Origin of the sequence: Neisseria sp. HMSC03D10 (genome assembly GCF_001807625.1) — a bacterium.
Lineage (GTDB): Bacteria > Pseudomonadota > Gammaproteobacteria > Burkholderiales > Neisseriaceae > Neisseria > Neisseria mucosa.
On record NZ_KV789532.1, the window covers coordinates 1 to 15,670 of the forward strand.

Below are 15,670 nucleotides of genomic sequence, written 5' to 3' on the forward strand. Positions count from 1 at the left end.
GGATTTTGGGGAATTTTGCAAAGGTCTCAGCAAGCCCCAAAATCCATAAAAACAAACAGCCGCTTCCCTTAGATAAGGAAGCGGCTGTTTATCTAATAAACTAAGCAAGTGCTTTTTGCAAATCTGCCAATATAGAATTTAATCCGGCTTTAACCTCTTCCGCTTTTGCAGCAGGATGACCGTTTGCATCCAAAGAATCACGACTGAAGCGGTCGACATAAGGCGCAAAGGTATCTTTCAGCTTCAGCAGTTTCACCACATCGGAACGGGTGTAACGATCGCCGCCGTAACCGACAACGATACCGTTCTCATGTTGCCACTGGGCAAATTGTGACGGGCTGATTTGCACCAGTTCGCACATTTCGTCTAGCGAGAAATAACGTTTTGCAGGAATAACGGGATTAGCGTTGTTTGTCATAGTAATGCTCCACCATGCCTTTGAGTTTTTGGCTGGCATGGAAAGTGACTACGCGGCGGGCGGTAATCGGTACTTCTTCGCCGGTTTTCGGATTACGGCCGGGACGTTGCGGTTTGTCGCGCAACTGAAAATTACCGAAACCGGAAATTTTGATTTCTTCGCCGCGTGCCAAAGTGCTGCGGATTTCTTCAAAAAAGAGTTCGACGATTTCTTTGGCATCGTTTTTGGTTACATTGCTGACTTTATCTACCAAAATATCGGCCAATTCGGCTTTAGTTAATGTCATATTATTACCTTCTGTTGTAACAGGTGCAGATTATTACCAATTTCTATTTAAAATTCAAGCGAATATTTATTTTTTAGCTGCGAAGTTGCGCTCCCGCAGCAGTTGCCGCGTCAATCAGTTTTCCGATAACCGGCTCGACTGTTTCATCCGTCAGCGTGTTTTCCATATCCTGCAAAATTACTTTGACCGCCATGCTTTTCATCCCTTCAGGCAGGCCCGTACCGCGATACACGTCAAATACGCTGATTTCCTGTACCAACTTGTTTGCTGCACCTTTCAATGCGGCCAACAAATCATCATGGGTCATGGTTTCAGGCATAACAAACGCCAAATCCCTGCGCACCGGCTGGAATTTCGATACTGCCTGATAGCGCATTTTTTCGCGTTCCAACACGGCGGCCATATCGATTTCAAATACCAGCGGCGCTTGCGGCAAGTCGTATTTTTGCAGCCATTTCGGATGCAATTCGCCGATAAAACCGATGACCTGGCCGTCTGAAACGATATTGGCGGCGCGGCCGGGATGCAGGGCGGGATGTTCGGTTTTGACGAACTCAACTGCTTTGTTTTTCAAAAGATTTTCTACATCGGCCTTGATGTCGTAAAAATCCGCGTTGCGCGTTTTCTCGCCCCATTGTTCGGGCATGACTGCGCCGTACCACAGGCCGCCGATGCGTTCGTTTTGTACAAACTGGCCGTCTGAACCTTTGCTGAACACGCGGGCGATTTCAAACACACGCACGCGGTTTTGCTTGCGATTCAGATTGTTTTGCAGAATTTCCACCAAGCCGCCGATGAGTGTGGAACGCATCACGGCATACTGCGCCGCCAGCGGGTTTTGCAGGCGGATGGGGTTGGCATTGGCGGCAAAATCGTGTTCCCACTGCTCGTCAACGAAGGCATAGCTGACGACTTCGCGGTAGCCGCGCGCCGCCATTTCGTTGTAAACGGCAAAACGCGGACGGCGGGTTTCGGGCAGCGCCAGCATTTTCAGACGGCCTGACGTGTAATCGTCGGGGATATTTTCATAGCCGTAAACGCGGCCGATTTCTTCAATCAAATCGGCTTCGATTTCGATGTCGAAACGGAAACTAGGCGCGGTAACGCGGAAGCCTTCCGCGGTTTTTTCAGGTTGCAGGCCCAAGTGCTGCAAAATGGTTTCCACCTGTTCGGCGGGAATATCCACGCCCAACACGGTTTTCAGACGACCCAAACGCAATTCGACCTGCTTCGCTTCAGGCAATTCGCCTTGCGCTTCCACCATTTCACCTGCCGCACCGCCGCAGATTTGCAAAACCAGTTCGGTAGCGCGTTCGATAGCATCAGCCTGCAAACGGTAATCCACACCGCGCTCAAAGCGGAACGACGAATCCGAGCCAAAACCGTATTGGCGAGATTTGCCGGCAATGATTTCAGGCGCAAACCAAGCCGCTTCCAGCACGATATTTTGCGTGTCGTCTGAAACTGCACTCGCTGCGCCGCCCATCAGACCCGCCAAACTCAACGCGCCTTTTTCATCGGCCACTACCAGCGTATTTTCAGACAGAGAGACGGTTTTCTCGTTCAGGCATTCCAGCGTTTCACCCTCTTGCGCGCGGCGGATGTGCAGGCTGCCTGAAAGTTTGTCGGCATCGAAAACATGCATCGGCTGACCGATTTCCAGCATTACATAATTGCCAATGTCCACCAGCGCGGAAATACTGCGGATACCGCTGCGCTCCAAACGCTGCTTCATCCAATCCGGCGTAGCGGCGCGCGCGTTCACGTTTTCAATCACGCGGCTGATAAAGCGGCCGCAATCGGCAGGCGCATCAATCTGCACGGGCTGTTTGCGGCTACCTGTGATTGGCGCGGCATGGATTGCAGGCTGCTTGAACGCGCAGCCAGTCAGCGCAGACACTTCACGCGCAATACCTTTGATGCTCAGACAGTCGGCACGGTTCGGCGTAATTTTCAGCGTGAACACCGTATCGTCCAAATCTAAATACTCACGGATATTTGCGCCGATGGGAGCGTCTTGCGGCAGAATGTGCAAGCCGTTCACGCCGTCGTCGGGCAGACCGAGTTCATCGGTAGAACACAACATCCCGTTCGACACCACGCCGCGCATCTTGGTCGGCTTGATTTTGAAATTGCCCGGCAACACCGCACCCGGCAACGAACACGGCACTTTGACGCCCGCTTTCACATTCGGCGCACCGCACACAATCTGCACCAACTCACCTGTACCCGCATCGACTTGGGTAACGTTCAAACGGTCGGCATCAGGATGTTTTTCAACGGATTTCACTTCGGCAATCACCACGCCTGTAAACGCAGGCGCGGCAGTCTCGGCTTCTTCCACTTCCAAGCCGGACATGGTTAACAGATGTTCCAGCTTATCGGCGGAAAGTTCGGTATCGGCTTGGGTTTTCAGCCATGAGTAGGAGAATTGCATGTTATGTTCTCAATCAACTAATTAACTTTTTATCAGATTTTGTTTTCAGACGGCGTTTAAGGCTACCTGAAAATGTGCAGGCTGCTTTTACTTTGTTGAAGTCAATGCTCTCAGGTAGCCTTTGCTTTGGGATTGCAGCCGTTTATTTCAAAGTAGCCTGCAACATGGTAATGGTATCCAAATATTTTTGCAGCTTGTCTACCGTCAAAATCTCATCGAACTCACTGCTAAATCGCGCAGGATATTGTGGCTCAAAATCGGTAACAGTCTTTAGAAATTGTGCGAAATTGGGATTTTTATCCGCCAATTCGTACACCACCGAATAATCCATTTTCTCTTTAAATCTCGCAGGCGACAAAATTACACTTTTCTCAATATTATCAATATTCAAATGGATAATCCCAATACCAAAACTCTGGCTTAGCTTTTGCAGTGCCTCAATAAACTGGCTATCCTGTTTAATGTGTAAAGCCACCAAATAGCCTTCATTCGCCCAACTGGAATTACTCACCGCCTGAAAGAAATATTCCTTATAATTGGAAGTATTTAATTCTTTTTTCAGCTCAAACGAAAAAATCTTGATTGGTGAAATATCAAATTTCTTAATAAACGGCAACACATTGTTTTTCTGGTAATTAGCGTATTCAAAATTCACCGCCACCATATCAGGATACAGCCATTTATCTTCGCCTTTCTGCCCTTTGGAACTTTCTTCGTGAAAAATCGTTTTGGGATAGGCTTGGAAATAATCACTATGTTTTAAAAAATGTGCCAAAACTGGGTGCAAATCGCGTTCGTGGAACGTGGATTTCTTGGTATGAGTAAGGGAGACAGGCTGCTTTGAGGCGTGGTTAAACTGGTGTTTTAAAATGTATTGCTTAGGCTTGGTATTTGGGATCTCGACAAAATGCTCTTTATCGGTACGAATCCGTGCGTTAAATGTGGCAGACGGCGTTTTACCCGAGAATGTCTGCGTTATCTCATCAAATGTTTTTAACTGAAAATGCAGTTTATTCTGTAAGACAAATTCCCACAATTCAGTTGGCGTTATCGGACGATTCACCATTTCCATTGCCAACACCGCTAATTCTACAAACCCTAGTTTTCCGTCATCCATGCTCTAACTCCATTCCAATGGAAAAGGCTACCTGAAAACAAGTGCAGGCTGCTTTTTTCATTTTCGGATAATCTGCATAATCATTTCGCAAACTGCTTTAAAAAGTTCAAATCGTTATCAAAAAACAGTCGCAGATCGTTCACGTTGTAACGCAACATAGCAAAACGGTCGAGGCCAATGCCGAAGGCGAAACCGGTGTATTTTTCGGGATCGATATTCACGTTTTTCAACACGTTGGGATGCACCATGCCGCAGCCGCCGACTTCCAGCCATTTGCCGTTTTCGCCCATGATGTCGATTTCGGCGGACGGTTCGGTAAACGGGAAGAAAGACGGACGGAAACGTACTTGCAAATCATCGCGTTCAAAAAAGCGGCGGATAAAATCGGTGAACACGGCTTTCAAATCGGCGAAGGTTACGCCCTCTTCCACCCACAAGCCTTCGGCTTGGTGGAACATAGGCGAGTGCGTAGCGTCGCTGTCCACGCGGTAAACGCGGCCGGGGGCGATAATGCGGATGGGCGGCTCTTTTTTGTCGAGCATGTAGCGGATTTGAATCGGTGAAGTGTGCGTGCGCAAAACATCGCCGTTTTCAACGTAGAACGTATCCTGCATGGCGCGTGCCGGGTGGTTTGCGGGGATGTTCAGGGCTTGGAAGTTGTGGAAATCGTCTTCGATTTCCGGGCCGTCTGCCACTTCAAAGCCCATACCGTGAAAGAGTTCGACCACGCGCTGCAAAGTCAGGGTTACGGGATGCAGACCGCCATTTTCCTGCGCGCGTCCGGGCAGGGTAATATCGAGTGCTTCGGCAGCAAGCTGGGCTTGCAGTTTGGCTTCGTTGAGGGCATCGCGTTTATTGTTAAAGGCCGTCTGAAACTGGTTTTTGCACTCATTGATATGCGCACCTATGGTTTTGCGCTCTTCAGGCGACATTTGACCTAAGGTTTTCAGAAGTCCGGTCAACTCGCCGGTTTTACCAAGATAACGGGCTTTGATTTGTTCTAGAGCGTTGAAGTCTTGCGCGGCTTCTACTGCGGCAATACCTTCTGCAACGATACGGTTTACATTTTCCATAGTGGTTTATCGTCTGTCGGTTGATGATGGGTCGTCTGAAACAATGAGGTCGCCTGTATGGTTTGGTATTGCCAAACTTTTCAGACGACCTTTTATCGTTTACGGCCAATCCGTTTGATAGAATCGGCGTATTTTAGCGCAAATCAATTCAAAAAAATAGACTTTAAAGAAAGAAAATCAATCACATAGACTTTATTCAAACAAAGAAAAAAGGAAGCCGTAGCTTCCTTTTTAAATTTTTTGGATTAAGCAGCCAAAGCAGCTTTAGCTTTCTCAACCAATTGTGCAAAAGCGGCTTTATCGAATACAGCAAAATCAGCCAATACTTTACGGTCGATTTCGATAGAGGCGCGTTTCAGACCGTTCATGAATTTGCTGTAAGACAGACCATTTTCACGGGCACCTGCATTGATACGGACAATCCACAATTGACGGAATTGGCGTTTGCGTTGACGACGGTCACGGTATGCGTATTGACCGGCTTTTATTACCGCTTGCTTGGCAACGCGGTATACGTTTTTACGACGACCGCGGTAACCTTTGGCTAACGCGAAGATTTTTTGGTGACGGGCACGAGCGGTTACACCGCGTTTTACGCGTGGCATATTCTAAACTCCTTAAGCGTAGGGTAACATTTTAGCAACAGAAGCCAAATCGCGATCGTTTACCATAGAGGTACCACGCAGTTGGCGTTTGTTTTTAGTGGTCTTTTTAGTCAAGATGTGGCGTTTGAACGCATGAGCGCGTTTTACACCGCCGTTACCCAGTACTTTGAAGCGTTTTTTCGCGCTAGACTTGGTTTTCATTTTAGGCATGGGAAAACTCCATTCGTTATTAGATAAGGCATCAGGGGGTTTTAAAACATTGGTTTCAAACACTTGAACCCAAAATGCCACGGTTTTTTGCCGCCAATCAAAAGCTTACTCCGAAGCGGCAATCGGAGTAAGCTGAGAATTATAACTTTATTTTTTCTTCGGTGCAATCATCATCACCATTTGACGGCCTTCCATTTTAGGGAAGGATTCGATTTGAGCCACTTCCGCCAAATCCTCTTTCACGCGCTCTAAAAGTTGCGCCCCGAGTTGCTGGTGAGCCATTTCGCGACCACGGAAACGAAGCGTTACTTTGACTTTATCGCCGTCAGCCAAGAAGCGGTTGATGTTGCGCATTTTAATTTGATAATCGCCTTCATCGGTACCCGGACGGAATTTGATTTCCTTAATTTGTACCTGCTTCTGGTTTTTCTTGGCTTCGTCGCGTTTCTTGGCTTGTTGGTATTTATATTTACCGTAATCCATCAGTTTGCATACGGGCGGTTTGGCAGTAGGGGAAATCTCTACCAAATCCACATCCTGCTCTTCGGCCATAGCCAAAGCTTCACGAACCGACACAACACCAAGCTGTTCGCCTGACTCACTGATTAAACGCACTTCTTTGGCGGTAATTTCGCCATTGATTCGTGCTTCGCGTTCTTGAGCGATGATGAATACTCCTATAAAAATTAATGGTTGACGAGGGCGTCCGCGATTTCTTGCTGCAGTTGTGCAATGAAATCATCCAAATCCAAAGAACCCAAGTCTTCTGCTTTGCGGCGCACGGCCACTTTGTTTTCTTGCTTCTCTTTATCGCCGACAACGATTTGATAAGGGAAGCGGTATTGGCTGTTATCACGGATTTTGTAACCGATTTTTTCGTTACGCAAATCCAGCTCTACACGGAAGCCAGCAGCCTGCAATTTGGCAGCCACTTCACGGCAGTAATCTGCTTGATTTTCGGTGATATTCATAATCACCATTTGAACCGGCGCCAACCATAGTGGGAAAGAACCTGCATGGTTTTCAATCAAAATACCGATAAATCGTTCCAAAGAACCCAAAATGGCTCGGTGCAACATTACCGGACGGGCGCGGTCATTGTTTTCGGTTACATATTCTGCATCTAAACGTTCCGGCAATACAAAGTCCAGTTGCAGCGTACCACACTGCCAAGAACGTCCCAATGCATCTTTAACATGATATTCGATTTTAGGTCCGTAGAACGCACCTTCACCCGGCAATTCGCCCCATTCCACGCCGCAAGCAGTCAATGCTTCGCGCAGGCCTTGTTCTGCCTTATCCCAGACGTCGTCTGAACCGGCACGCTTCTCAGGACGCAGTGAAAGTTTGACGGACACATCATGGAAACCGAATTGCTTGTAAATACGAACCAGCAATTCATTGAATGCCCGCGCTTCGCTGACGATTTGATCTTCGGTACAGAAAATATGCGCATCGTCTTGTACAAAACCTCGGACACGCATCAGTCCATGTAATGCACCGCTCGGCTCGTTGCGATGGCAAGAACCAAATTCTGCTAAACGCATTGGCAAATCGCGGTACGAGCGCAGACCGTTATTGAAAATCTGAACATGTCCCGGGCAGTTCATCGGTTTAACCGCGTATTCGCGCTTTTCCGAACTGGTTACGAACATATTGTCTTTGTAGTTATCCCAGTGACCGGATTTTTCCCAAAAGGTTTTATCCATGATTTGGGGGGTTTTGACTTCTTTGTAACCGGCGGCATTCAGCTCTTTACGCATATGCTGCTCGATAGTCTGCCACAAAGCCCAACCTTTGGGATGCCAAAACACCATACCCGGCGCTTCGTCCTGCAAGTGGAACAAATCCAGTTGCTTGCCCAATTTGCGGTGGTCGCGTTTTTCTGCTTCTTCAATACGCTGGATATAGGCTTTTAATTCATCTTTCGTCGCCCAAGCAGTGCCGTAAATACGTTGCAGCATTTCATTATTGCTGTCACCACGCCAGTATGCACCTGCCAGCTTGGTCAGCTTGAAGTTTTTCAGGAAGCGGGTGTTCGGAACGTGCGGACCGCGGCACATATCGACATATTCCTGATGATGATACATACCCATTGCTTCAACTTCGGGCATATCTTCAATCAGGCGCAGCTTATATTCTTCACCGCGATCTTGGAAAATTTTGATGGTTTCGGCTCGCGGAGTCATGATTTTGATTACATCATAATCTTGTGCAATCAATTCTTTCATACGCGCTTCGATGGCAGCAACATCTTCAGGCGTAAACGGTTTTTCAGTTGCAATATCGTAATAAAAGCCCTCTTCAATGACGGGGCCGATAACCATTTTTGCATTAGGATAGAGCTGCTTGACCGCATGACCGACAAGGTGGGCGCAAGAGTGGCGGATGATTTCAACGCCTTCTTGGTCTTTCGGGGTAATGATTTGGACGGTTGAATCTTCGGTAATCGGATCGCACGCATCGACCAATTTGCCGTTTACCTTACCCGCCACCGTCGCCTTCGCCAAACCTGCTCCGATAGACGCGGCAATCTGTGCCACGGTAACGGGCGATTCGTATTGGCGGACTGAGCCGTCCGGCAAGGTAATGTTCAACATCAAAAAAGCTCCAAAACATTAAAAAATAACGGCATAAATGCCGTTTGGGAAATTTGGTAGGCACGATTGGATTCGAACCAACGACCCCCACCATGTCAAGGTGGTGCTCTAACCAACTGAGCTACGTGCCTGTTTAATAAGGTTGGGATTATAGACGATACTTTGACGCGATGGCAAGCATGAAAATGGGGTTTTAGACGACATTGTCGGAACATTGTGATTTTTTTGAAACATTTTCAACAGTGAACATCTCGATACGAATAAGGTCATCTGAAATATTCAAACACCGCTATTGCAATGAAAATCCTTTATAATCGCGTTTTTACCTCAATCGTTTGACTGCACGGCGGCTTCGCACGCCGTTTCCTACATTTATAGATACAACCTATGCTCAAATTTACCTTACATAAAAAAGATGGTCATGCCCGACGCGGCACGCTGGAACTGAACCACGGCAAAATCGAAACACCCGTATTTATGCCGGTCGGCACTTACGGCTCGGTTAAGGCGATGAATCCGCAAAACCTGCACGACATCAAGGCACAAATTATTTTGGGCAACACTTACCATTTATGGCTGCGCCCAGGTTTGGAAGTTATCGAACAATTCGGCGGTCTGCACGAATTTATCGGCTGGAACAAACCCATCTTGACCGACTCGGGCGGTTTCCAGGTTTTCTCGCTCTCCGACATGCGCAAACTCACTGAAGAAGGCTGTACCTTCCAAAGCCCAATCAACGGCGACAGACTCTTCCTCTCGCCCGAAATCTCCATGAAAATCCAAACCGTACTCAATTCCGACATCGTGATGCAGTTGGACGAATGCACACCCGGCGAAGCAACGCACGAACAGGCGCAAAAATCCCTGCAAATGAGCCTGCGTTGGGCAGAACGCAGCAAAAAAGCCTTTGAAGATTTGAAGAACCCGAATGCCCTGTTCGGCATCGTGCAAGGCGCGATGTATGAAGATTTGCGCGAAGAATCACTGCGCGGCTTGGAACAATTCGACTTCCCCGGCCTTGCCATCGGCGGACTGTCCGTCGGCGAACCCAAACCCGAAATGTACCGCATGCTGCGCGCCGTCGGACCGATGCTGCCCGAACACAAACCGCATTACCTGATGGGCGTCGGCACACCCGAAGACCTCGTTTACGGCGTGGCGCACGGCGTGGACATGTTCGACTGCGTCATGCCCACCCGCAATGCGCGCAACGGCTGGCTGTTCACCCGTTTCGGCGATTTGAAAATCAAAAACGCCAAACACAAGCTCGACAAACGCCCGATAGACGAAAGCTGCACCTGCTACGCCTGCCAAAACTTCAGCCGCGCCTACCTGCACCATCTGCACCGCGTCGGCGAAATCTTGGGCGCGCAACTCAACACCATCCACAACCTGCATTTCTACCAAGTCATCATGGCGGAAATGCGTGAAGCCATCGAGCAAGGAAAATTTGCCGATTGGCAGGCGCAATTCCATGAAAACCGCGCCCGCGGTGTAGATTGAGATTGAACTATGCTTATTGAGGTCGTCTGAAAACGTTTAACTTGATTATTCCCTTTGTTTTTCAGATGACCTTTCACACAAAAAATCATTCAATATTAAAGAAACAAACCATGCCCCGTTTCCTGCCAGAGCCTCCCCTCCCCTATACCGAACAAAACCGTACCGCCGTCCTACTGCTTAACCTCGGCACACCGGATGCTCCGACCGCGCAAGCCGTCAAACCTTACCTGCGCGACTTTTTATCCGACCAACGCGTAGTGGAACTGCCGAAGCTGTTGTGGCAACCGATCTTGCGTGGCCTGATACTGACGCTGCGCCCGAAAAAAAGCGCGCACGCCTATGAAAAAATCTGGTTTAAAGACGGCTCACCCTTATTGGTTTATACCGCACGCCAAGCCGAAACCTTGGGCAAACTACTGCCGGATATAACCGTCCGCTACGCCATGACTTACGGCAACCCGGGCGTTGACGACGTCTTGGCGGAATTGAAATCGCAAGGCATCGGTAATCTTTTGGTAGTCCCACTCTACCCGCAATATGCGGCATCGAGCACAGGTGCGGCTTTGGATAAAGTATTCTTGCAATTACTGCGCCAGCGCAACCAACTCAGCATACGCACGGTGTCCCGTTTCTACGAGGATGCAGGTTATATCGAAGCCATGAAAAAACATATTCAGGCATATTGGACGGAACACGGACGCGGCGAAAAACTGATGCTGAGTTTTCACGGCATACCGCAGAAACAGTACGACGAGGGCGACCCTTATCCCGACGAATGCCGCCATACGGCCAAACTGCTTGCCGAAGCCTTGGGACTGACTGAGCAGGAATATATCGTCTCCTTCCAAAGCCAGTTCGGCAAGGCGAAATGGGTTAAACCGAGTACGCAGGTTCTGTTTGACGAACTGCCGAAACAAGGCATAACGAAATTGGACGTTTTCTGTCCGGGCTTCATGGCAGACTGCTTGGAAACGATGGAAGAAATCGCTTTGATGGGGCGCGAACAATTTCATGCCGCCGGCGGTAAAGAATACCGCTATATCCCCTGCCTGAACGACAGCGCAGAATGGATAGGCGCACTGGCAGATTTGGTGCGGCGCAATTTGTGCGGATGGGTTTGAAGCATCCCCGTTGTTTCTTTGACTTAAATCTAAGGTCGTCTGAAAAGCTTCGGCAGGATAGGTTTTCAGACGACCTTTATTGTATGATTGCCCTATTCCTTTAAAACAAAAACATCCCGACCATCTGCAAGGACAAACCATGAAAACCATCCACATCCTGACACTTGCCGCACTCTCCTGTTTTTCCGCCCCAACCTTCGCCGCCGATGCCGCACAGATGGCGCAAGGGCAGAAAATTTACGAAACCAACTGCGCCGCCTGCCACGGTAAAAAAGGCGAAGGCAGAGGAGCAATGTTCCCGCCCCTGTTCCGTTCCGACTACATCATGAAAAAACCGCAGGTACTGTTGAACAGCATGCTCAAAGGCATCAACGGCCCAATCAAGGTTAACGGCAAACCCTACAACGGCTTCATGCCCGCAACAGCCATCAACGAAGCGGACGTAGCAGCAGTTTCGACCTACATCATGAATGCATTTGATAACGGCGGCGGCACCATCACCGAAAAAGATGTGAAAGCGGCAAAAGGCAAAAAATAACCGCTCCCGCACCCAAGAGGTCGTCTGAAACCATGTTTTCAGACGACCTCTGTTATAATCGCTCCGCTTTGCAATAAATGACTTCCCGATTCCGCCGCCCGAAGGACGGTGTTCCGACCATTAAGGATTTTGATAAATATGTTTACCCAAGCAGCCCAAGAATTGACCACCGTCCGCGACATCCTGCGTTTCGCCGTCAGCCGTTTCAACGATGCCGGTTTGTTTTTCGGGCACGGCTCGGACAACGCGTACGATGAAGCAGCCTACCTCATCCTACACACCCTCAACCTGCCGCTGGACACGCTGGAGCCTTACCTCGACGCCAAGCTGCTGCAAAGCGAGAAAGAAGAAGTGTTGGCAGTGCTGGAACGCCGCGCAGTCGAACACATCCCTGCCGCCTACCTCACCCATCAGGCATGGCAAGGTGATTTCGATTTTTATGTTGACGAACGCGTCATCGTACCGCGCTCGTTTATTTACGAGCTGCTCGGCGACAGCCTTACCCCATGGATAGAACATCCCGAATTGGTTCACCGCGCATTGGATTTGTGTACCGGCAGCGGCTGCCTCGCCGTCCAAATGGCACACCACTACCCTGCCGCTGAAATCGACGCCGTCGATTTGAGTTTGGATGCGCTGGAAGTGGCCGCCATCAACATCGAAGACTATGGCCTGGAAGACCGTATCAACTTGATTCATACCGATTTGTTCGAAGGATTGGAAGGTACATACGACCTGATTGTTTCCAACCCGCCTTATGTCGATGCCGAATCGGTCGATATGTTGCCCGACGAATACCTGCACGAACCCGAACTCGCCTTGGGCAGCGGCGAAGACGGCTTGGACGCTACCCGCCAAATCCTGCTGCACGCCGCCAAATACCTGAATCCCAAAGGCGTACTGTTGGTCGAAATCGGACACAACCGCGACGTATTGGAAGCCGCCTATCCCGAATTGCCGTTTACTTGGCTGGAAACCAGCGGCGGCGACGGATTCGTGTTCTTGCTGACCCGCGAGCAGCTATTGGGCGAATACTAACCCGTCCTTTTTCAAGCAGCATTAATATAAAAAGGTCGTCTGAAAACTTTCAGACGACCTTTTTTCAACCGTTCAAGCGATTAGCAACATCTTCCGCCGTTTGCACCACAGCGGCGTTTGCGGCAGTAGTCTTGAAATTGCAGCTCGGTCATGACGGGGGCGTTGGGATTATGTTTGCGCTGTTGGGCAACGTAGTTTTCATAATCGGGCACGCCTGCCATGAGGTTGGCGGTAAGTTTGGCGGTTTTCCACCAAGCGGCGAGTTTACGCTTCACTTTGTGCCTCCGGTTGTTTGCCGTCGCGGTAAACCGCCGGGATTTCTTTGGCGGTCGGCCAGCCGACTTTGCGTGCTTTCATAGCGGTACGCACGCCGTAGATGGCAACGACAACGACGACGGAGAGGAACAATGCGGTCAGACCGGCATTGATCTGGTCGTTGAAGATGATTTGCGACATTTCGCCGATGTCTTTAGCGGGCGCGAGGACTTCGTTTTTAGCCAATGCTTCGCTGTATTTGCCGGCATGGGCAAGGAAGCTGACGCGCGGGTCGCTGTGGAACAGTTTTTGCAGACCGGCGTAGCAGGTTACAAACAGTACGCCGACGGCGGGAACGAGTACCACCCAGACATAACGGTCGCGTTTCATCTTAATCAACACAACGGCACACATAATCAAAGCTACGCCTGCCAGCATTTGGTTGGCGATGCCGAACAAAGGCCAGAGCGAGTTGATGCCGCCCAGTGGGTCGGTCACGCCGGTGTAGAGGAAGTAGCCCCACAATGCCACGGCGAAGAAGGTTGCAACCAGGTTGGCAGGGATGGAGTCGGTGTTGCCGAAAGGTTTGTAGAAGATACTGCCCAAGTCTTGAATCATAAAACGTGCGACGCGTGTACCGGCATCGACGGCGGTCAGGATGAACAAGGCTTCAAACAGCAGGGCAAAGTGATACCAGAATGCCATCATGGCTTCGCCCGGAATCAGGCGGCTCATGATGTGTGCCATACCGACTGCGAGGGTAGGCGCACCGCCCGCACGGGAAAGGATGGTGTTTTCGCCGACTTCCTTAGCGGTGTGCAACAGGGTAGCGGCATCGACAGGGAATTGCAGCTTGGTGGTAATCACTTCGGCGGCAGTATTGGCATCTGTACCGATCAGGGCGGCAGGGCTGTTCATGGCGAAGTACACGCCGGGATCAAGCGATGACGCAGCAGCCAAGGCCATAATCGCCACGAAGCTTTCCATAATCATACCGCCATAACCGATCATGCGGACGTGGGTTTCGTTTTCCAGCATTTTCGGCGTGGTACCGGAAGAAATCAGCGCGTGGAAGCCTGAAACCGCACCACAGGCGATGGTAATGAAGAGGAACGGGAACAATGCGCCTGAGAATACCGGGCCGGAACCGTCGATAAAGTGGGTCACGGCAGGCATTTGCAGCGCAGGGCTGACGATGAGGATACCGATGGCGAGTGCGACAATCGTACCGATTTTCAGGAAGGTAGAGAGATAATCGCGCGGAGTCAGCAGCAGCCATACCGGCAATACCGAAGCCACGAAACCGTAAATCATAATCGCCCAAGTAAGCTGGATGCCGTCAAGGTCAAACCAATGACCGATGGAGCTGTGCGCCACATTGTCGCCGTAAATCACCGCCAGCATCAGCAGGATAAAGCCGACGATGGAAATCTCGCCGATTTTGCCCGGACGGATATAGCGGGTGTAAATACCCATAAACAGTGCAATCGGCATGGTAGCGGCAATCGTAAACGTACCCCAAGGGCTGTGAACCAGTGCTTTCACCACAATCAGCGCCAACACCGCCATGATGATGACCATAATCATCAAAATACCGATGGAGGCAATCACGCCGGGGACGGTGCCGAGTTCTTGTTTTACGATATCGCCCAAAGACTTACCGTCGCGGCGCATGGAGACGAACAAGACCATCATGTCTTGTACCGCACCGGCAAACACTACGCCGAAGATAATCCACAGCGTACCCGGCAGATAACCCATTTGCGCAGCCAGCACGGGACCGACCAACGGACCTGCGCCCGCAATCGCGGCAAAGTGGTGTCCGAACAATACGCCTTTGTGTGTCGGCACATAGTCCAAACCGTCATTGTGCCGCTCGGCGGGCGTGAGGCGGTTCGGATCAAGCTGCATCACATATTTGGCGATGTAGAGACTGTAAAAACGGTAAGCGATGCAGTACACCGATACGGCGGCGGTGACCATCCATACCGCGCTGACCTGCTCGCCCCGACTGATGGCCAAAGTGGTAAAGGACGCTACGCCGACCAAAACCACAATGCCCCAAATAAGGAACGTTTTGAGCGATTTCATTGTTTAATCCTTAAAATACAAGAGTGAGAATGTTCGGGTTCTTATTGTTGCGGGGGGACAAACTGCATCCCGAAGCATTTATGGAAGAAAAAAATGAAGCGATGATGGTGCGGGAACCCTGGCTTGAGATAATTAATAAACAAGGGAACCAAAACCCTAGAATGTTAACTATTATCAAGCCTAGCGTAAGGTTAACACAATCCGATAACGTGCGGGCTAGATTTAACTCAAATAATCGTCATTCATTACGATGTTACCGTGCATTTCTTGACAAATTCTTTACAAATACCATAAAGCCACACTACCCGCTTGCATACGTTTAAAAGGATAACGCCATTCCAATTCAATCAGCCCCATAAACAAAAAGGTCGTCTGAAA

The 15,670-nt window shown here is 49.8% G+C and carries 15 protein-coding genes and 1 tRNA gene; 4 read left to right on the forward strand and 12 right to left on the reverse strand.

Annotated elements, in window-relative coordinates:
* Nucleotides 1–100: 100 nt before the first annotated feature.
* From HMPREF3066_RS05525 to HMPREF3066_RS05570, 10 genes are all read right to left on the reverse strand, one after another.
* Nucleotides 101–418, reverse strand: coding sequence for a hypothetical protein (locus tag HMPREF3066_RS05525; protein ID WP_070441035.1), 318 nt, complete (start codon nucleotides 416–418; stop codon nucleotides 101–103).
* On the reverse strand, nucleotides 402–704 hold the full coding sequence (locus HMPREF3066_RS05530; protein WP_003675494.1) for an integration host factor subunit alpha: 303 nt from the start codon (nucleotides 702–704) through the stop codon (nucleotides 402–404). The genes HMPREF3066_RS05525 and HMPREF3066_RS05530 overlap by 17 nt, the downstream gene beginning before the upstream one ends.
* A 73-nt stretch (nucleotides 705–777) precedes the next feature.
* Nucleotides 778–3,141, reverse strand: coding sequence for a phenylalanine--tRNA ligase subunit beta (gene pheT, locus HMPREF3066_RS05535; RefSeq protein WP_070441038.1), 2,364 nt, complete (start codon nucleotides 3,139–3,141; stop codon nucleotides 778–780).
* A gap of 142 nt (nucleotides 3,142–3,283) precedes the next feature.
* Nucleotides 3,284–4,258 (reverse strand): hypothetical protein, encoded by a 975-nt coding sequence (locus HMPREF3066_RS05540; protein WP_070441041.1) that lies wholly within the window; start codon nucleotides 4,256–4,258, stop codon nucleotides 3,284–3,286.
* An 80-nt stretch (nucleotides 4,259–4,338) separates the two neighbouring features.
* Nucleotides 4,339–5,331 (reverse strand): phenylalanine--tRNA ligase subunit alpha, encoded by a 993-nt coding sequence (pheS, locus tag HMPREF3066_RS05545; RefSeq protein ID WP_003744233.1) that lies wholly within the window; start codon nucleotides 5,329–5,331, stop codon nucleotides 4,339–4,341.
* 245 nt (nucleotides 5,332–5,576) lie between these two features.
* Nucleotides 5,577–5,936: a 50S ribosomal protein L20 gene (gene rplT, locus HMPREF3066_RS05550; protein ID WP_070441044.1), complete on the reverse strand. Its 360-nt coding sequence runs from the start codon at nucleotides 5,934–5,936 to the stop codon at nucleotides 5,577–5,579.
* A gap of 12 nt (nucleotides 5,937–5,948) precedes the next feature.
* Nucleotides 5,949–6,146 carry a 50S ribosomal protein L35 gene (gene rpmI / locus HMPREF3066_RS05555; RefSeq protein ID WP_002232040.1) on the reverse strand — a complete coding sequence of 66 codons (198 nt, stop codon included), beginning with the start codon at nucleotides 6,144–6,146 and terminating at the stop codon, nucleotides 5,949–5,951.
* A gap of 147 nt (nucleotides 6,147–6,293) precedes the next feature.
* Nucleotides 6,294–6,815: a translation initiation factor IF-3 gene (gene infC, locus HMPREF3066_RS05560; RefSeq protein WP_074895063.1), complete on the reverse strand. Its 522-nt coding sequence runs from the start codon at nucleotides 6,813–6,815 to the stop codon at nucleotides 6,294–6,296.
* Between the two features lie 17 nt (nucleotides 6,816–6,832).
* Nucleotides 6,833–8,746 (reverse strand): threonine--tRNA ligase, encoded by a 1,914-nt coding sequence (thrS, locus tag HMPREF3066_RS05565; protein WP_060974464.1) that lies wholly within the window; start codon nucleotides 8,744–8,746, stop codon nucleotides 6,833–6,835.
* 54 nt (nucleotides 8,747–8,800) lie between these two features.
* A tRNA-Val gene (locus HMPREF3066_RS05570) sits at nucleotides 8,801–8,877 on the reverse strand.
* 256 nt (nucleotides 8,878–9,133) lie between these two features.
* On the opposite strand from HMPREF3066_RS05570, the gene tgt reads away from it, so the two are divergent.
* From tgt to prmB, 4 genes are all read left to right on the forward strand, one after another.
* Nucleotides 9,134–10,249, forward strand: coding sequence for a tRNA guanosine(34) transglycosylase Tgt (tgt, locus tag HMPREF3066_RS05575; RefSeq protein ID WP_070441047.1), 1,116 nt, complete (start codon nucleotides 9,134–9,136; stop codon nucleotides 10,247–10,249).
* Nucleotides 10,250–10,359: 110 nt separating this feature from the next.
* Entirely contained in the window at nucleotides 10,360–11,370 is a 1,011-nt protein-coding gene (hemH, locus tag HMPREF3066_RS05580; protein WP_070441050.1) for a ferrochelatase, read from the forward strand.
* Nucleotides 11,371–11,509: 139 nt separating this feature from the next.
* Nucleotides 11,510–11,908 (forward strand): c-type cytochrome, encoded by a 399-nt coding sequence (locus HMPREF3066_RS05585; protein ID WP_039404779.1) that lies wholly within the window; start codon nucleotides 11,510–11,512, stop codon nucleotides 11,906–11,908.
* Nucleotides 11,909–12,046: 138 nt separating this feature from the next.
* Nucleotides 12,047–12,946, forward strand: a complete 900-nt coding sequence (prmB, locus tag HMPREF3066_RS05590; protein ID WP_070441053.1) for a 50S ribosomal protein L3 N(5)-glutamine methyltransferase — start codon at nucleotides 12,047–12,049, stop codon at nucleotides 12,944–12,946.
* Nucleotides 12,947–13,026: 80 nt separating this feature from the next.
* Here prmB and HMPREF3066_RS05595 read toward each other — a convergent pair whose 3' ends face one another.
* Together HMPREF3066_RS05595 and HMPREF3066_RS05600 are read right to left on the reverse strand one after the other, a co-directional pair.
* Nucleotides 13,027–13,221 carry a YbdD/YjiX family protein gene (locus tag HMPREF3066_RS05595; protein WP_003744600.1) on the reverse strand — a complete coding sequence of 65 codons (195 nt, stop codon included), beginning with the start codon at nucleotides 13,219–13,221 and terminating at the stop codon, nucleotides 13,027–13,029.
* Entirely contained in the window at nucleotides 13,211–15,292 is a 2,082-nt protein-coding gene (locus HMPREF3066_RS05600; RefSeq protein WP_070441056.1) for a carbon starvation CstA family protein, read from the reverse strand. Before HMPREF3066_RS05600 ends, HMPREF3066_RS05595 begins: the two co-directional genes overlap by 11 nt.
* Nucleotides 15,293–15,670 lie beyond the last annotated feature (378 nt).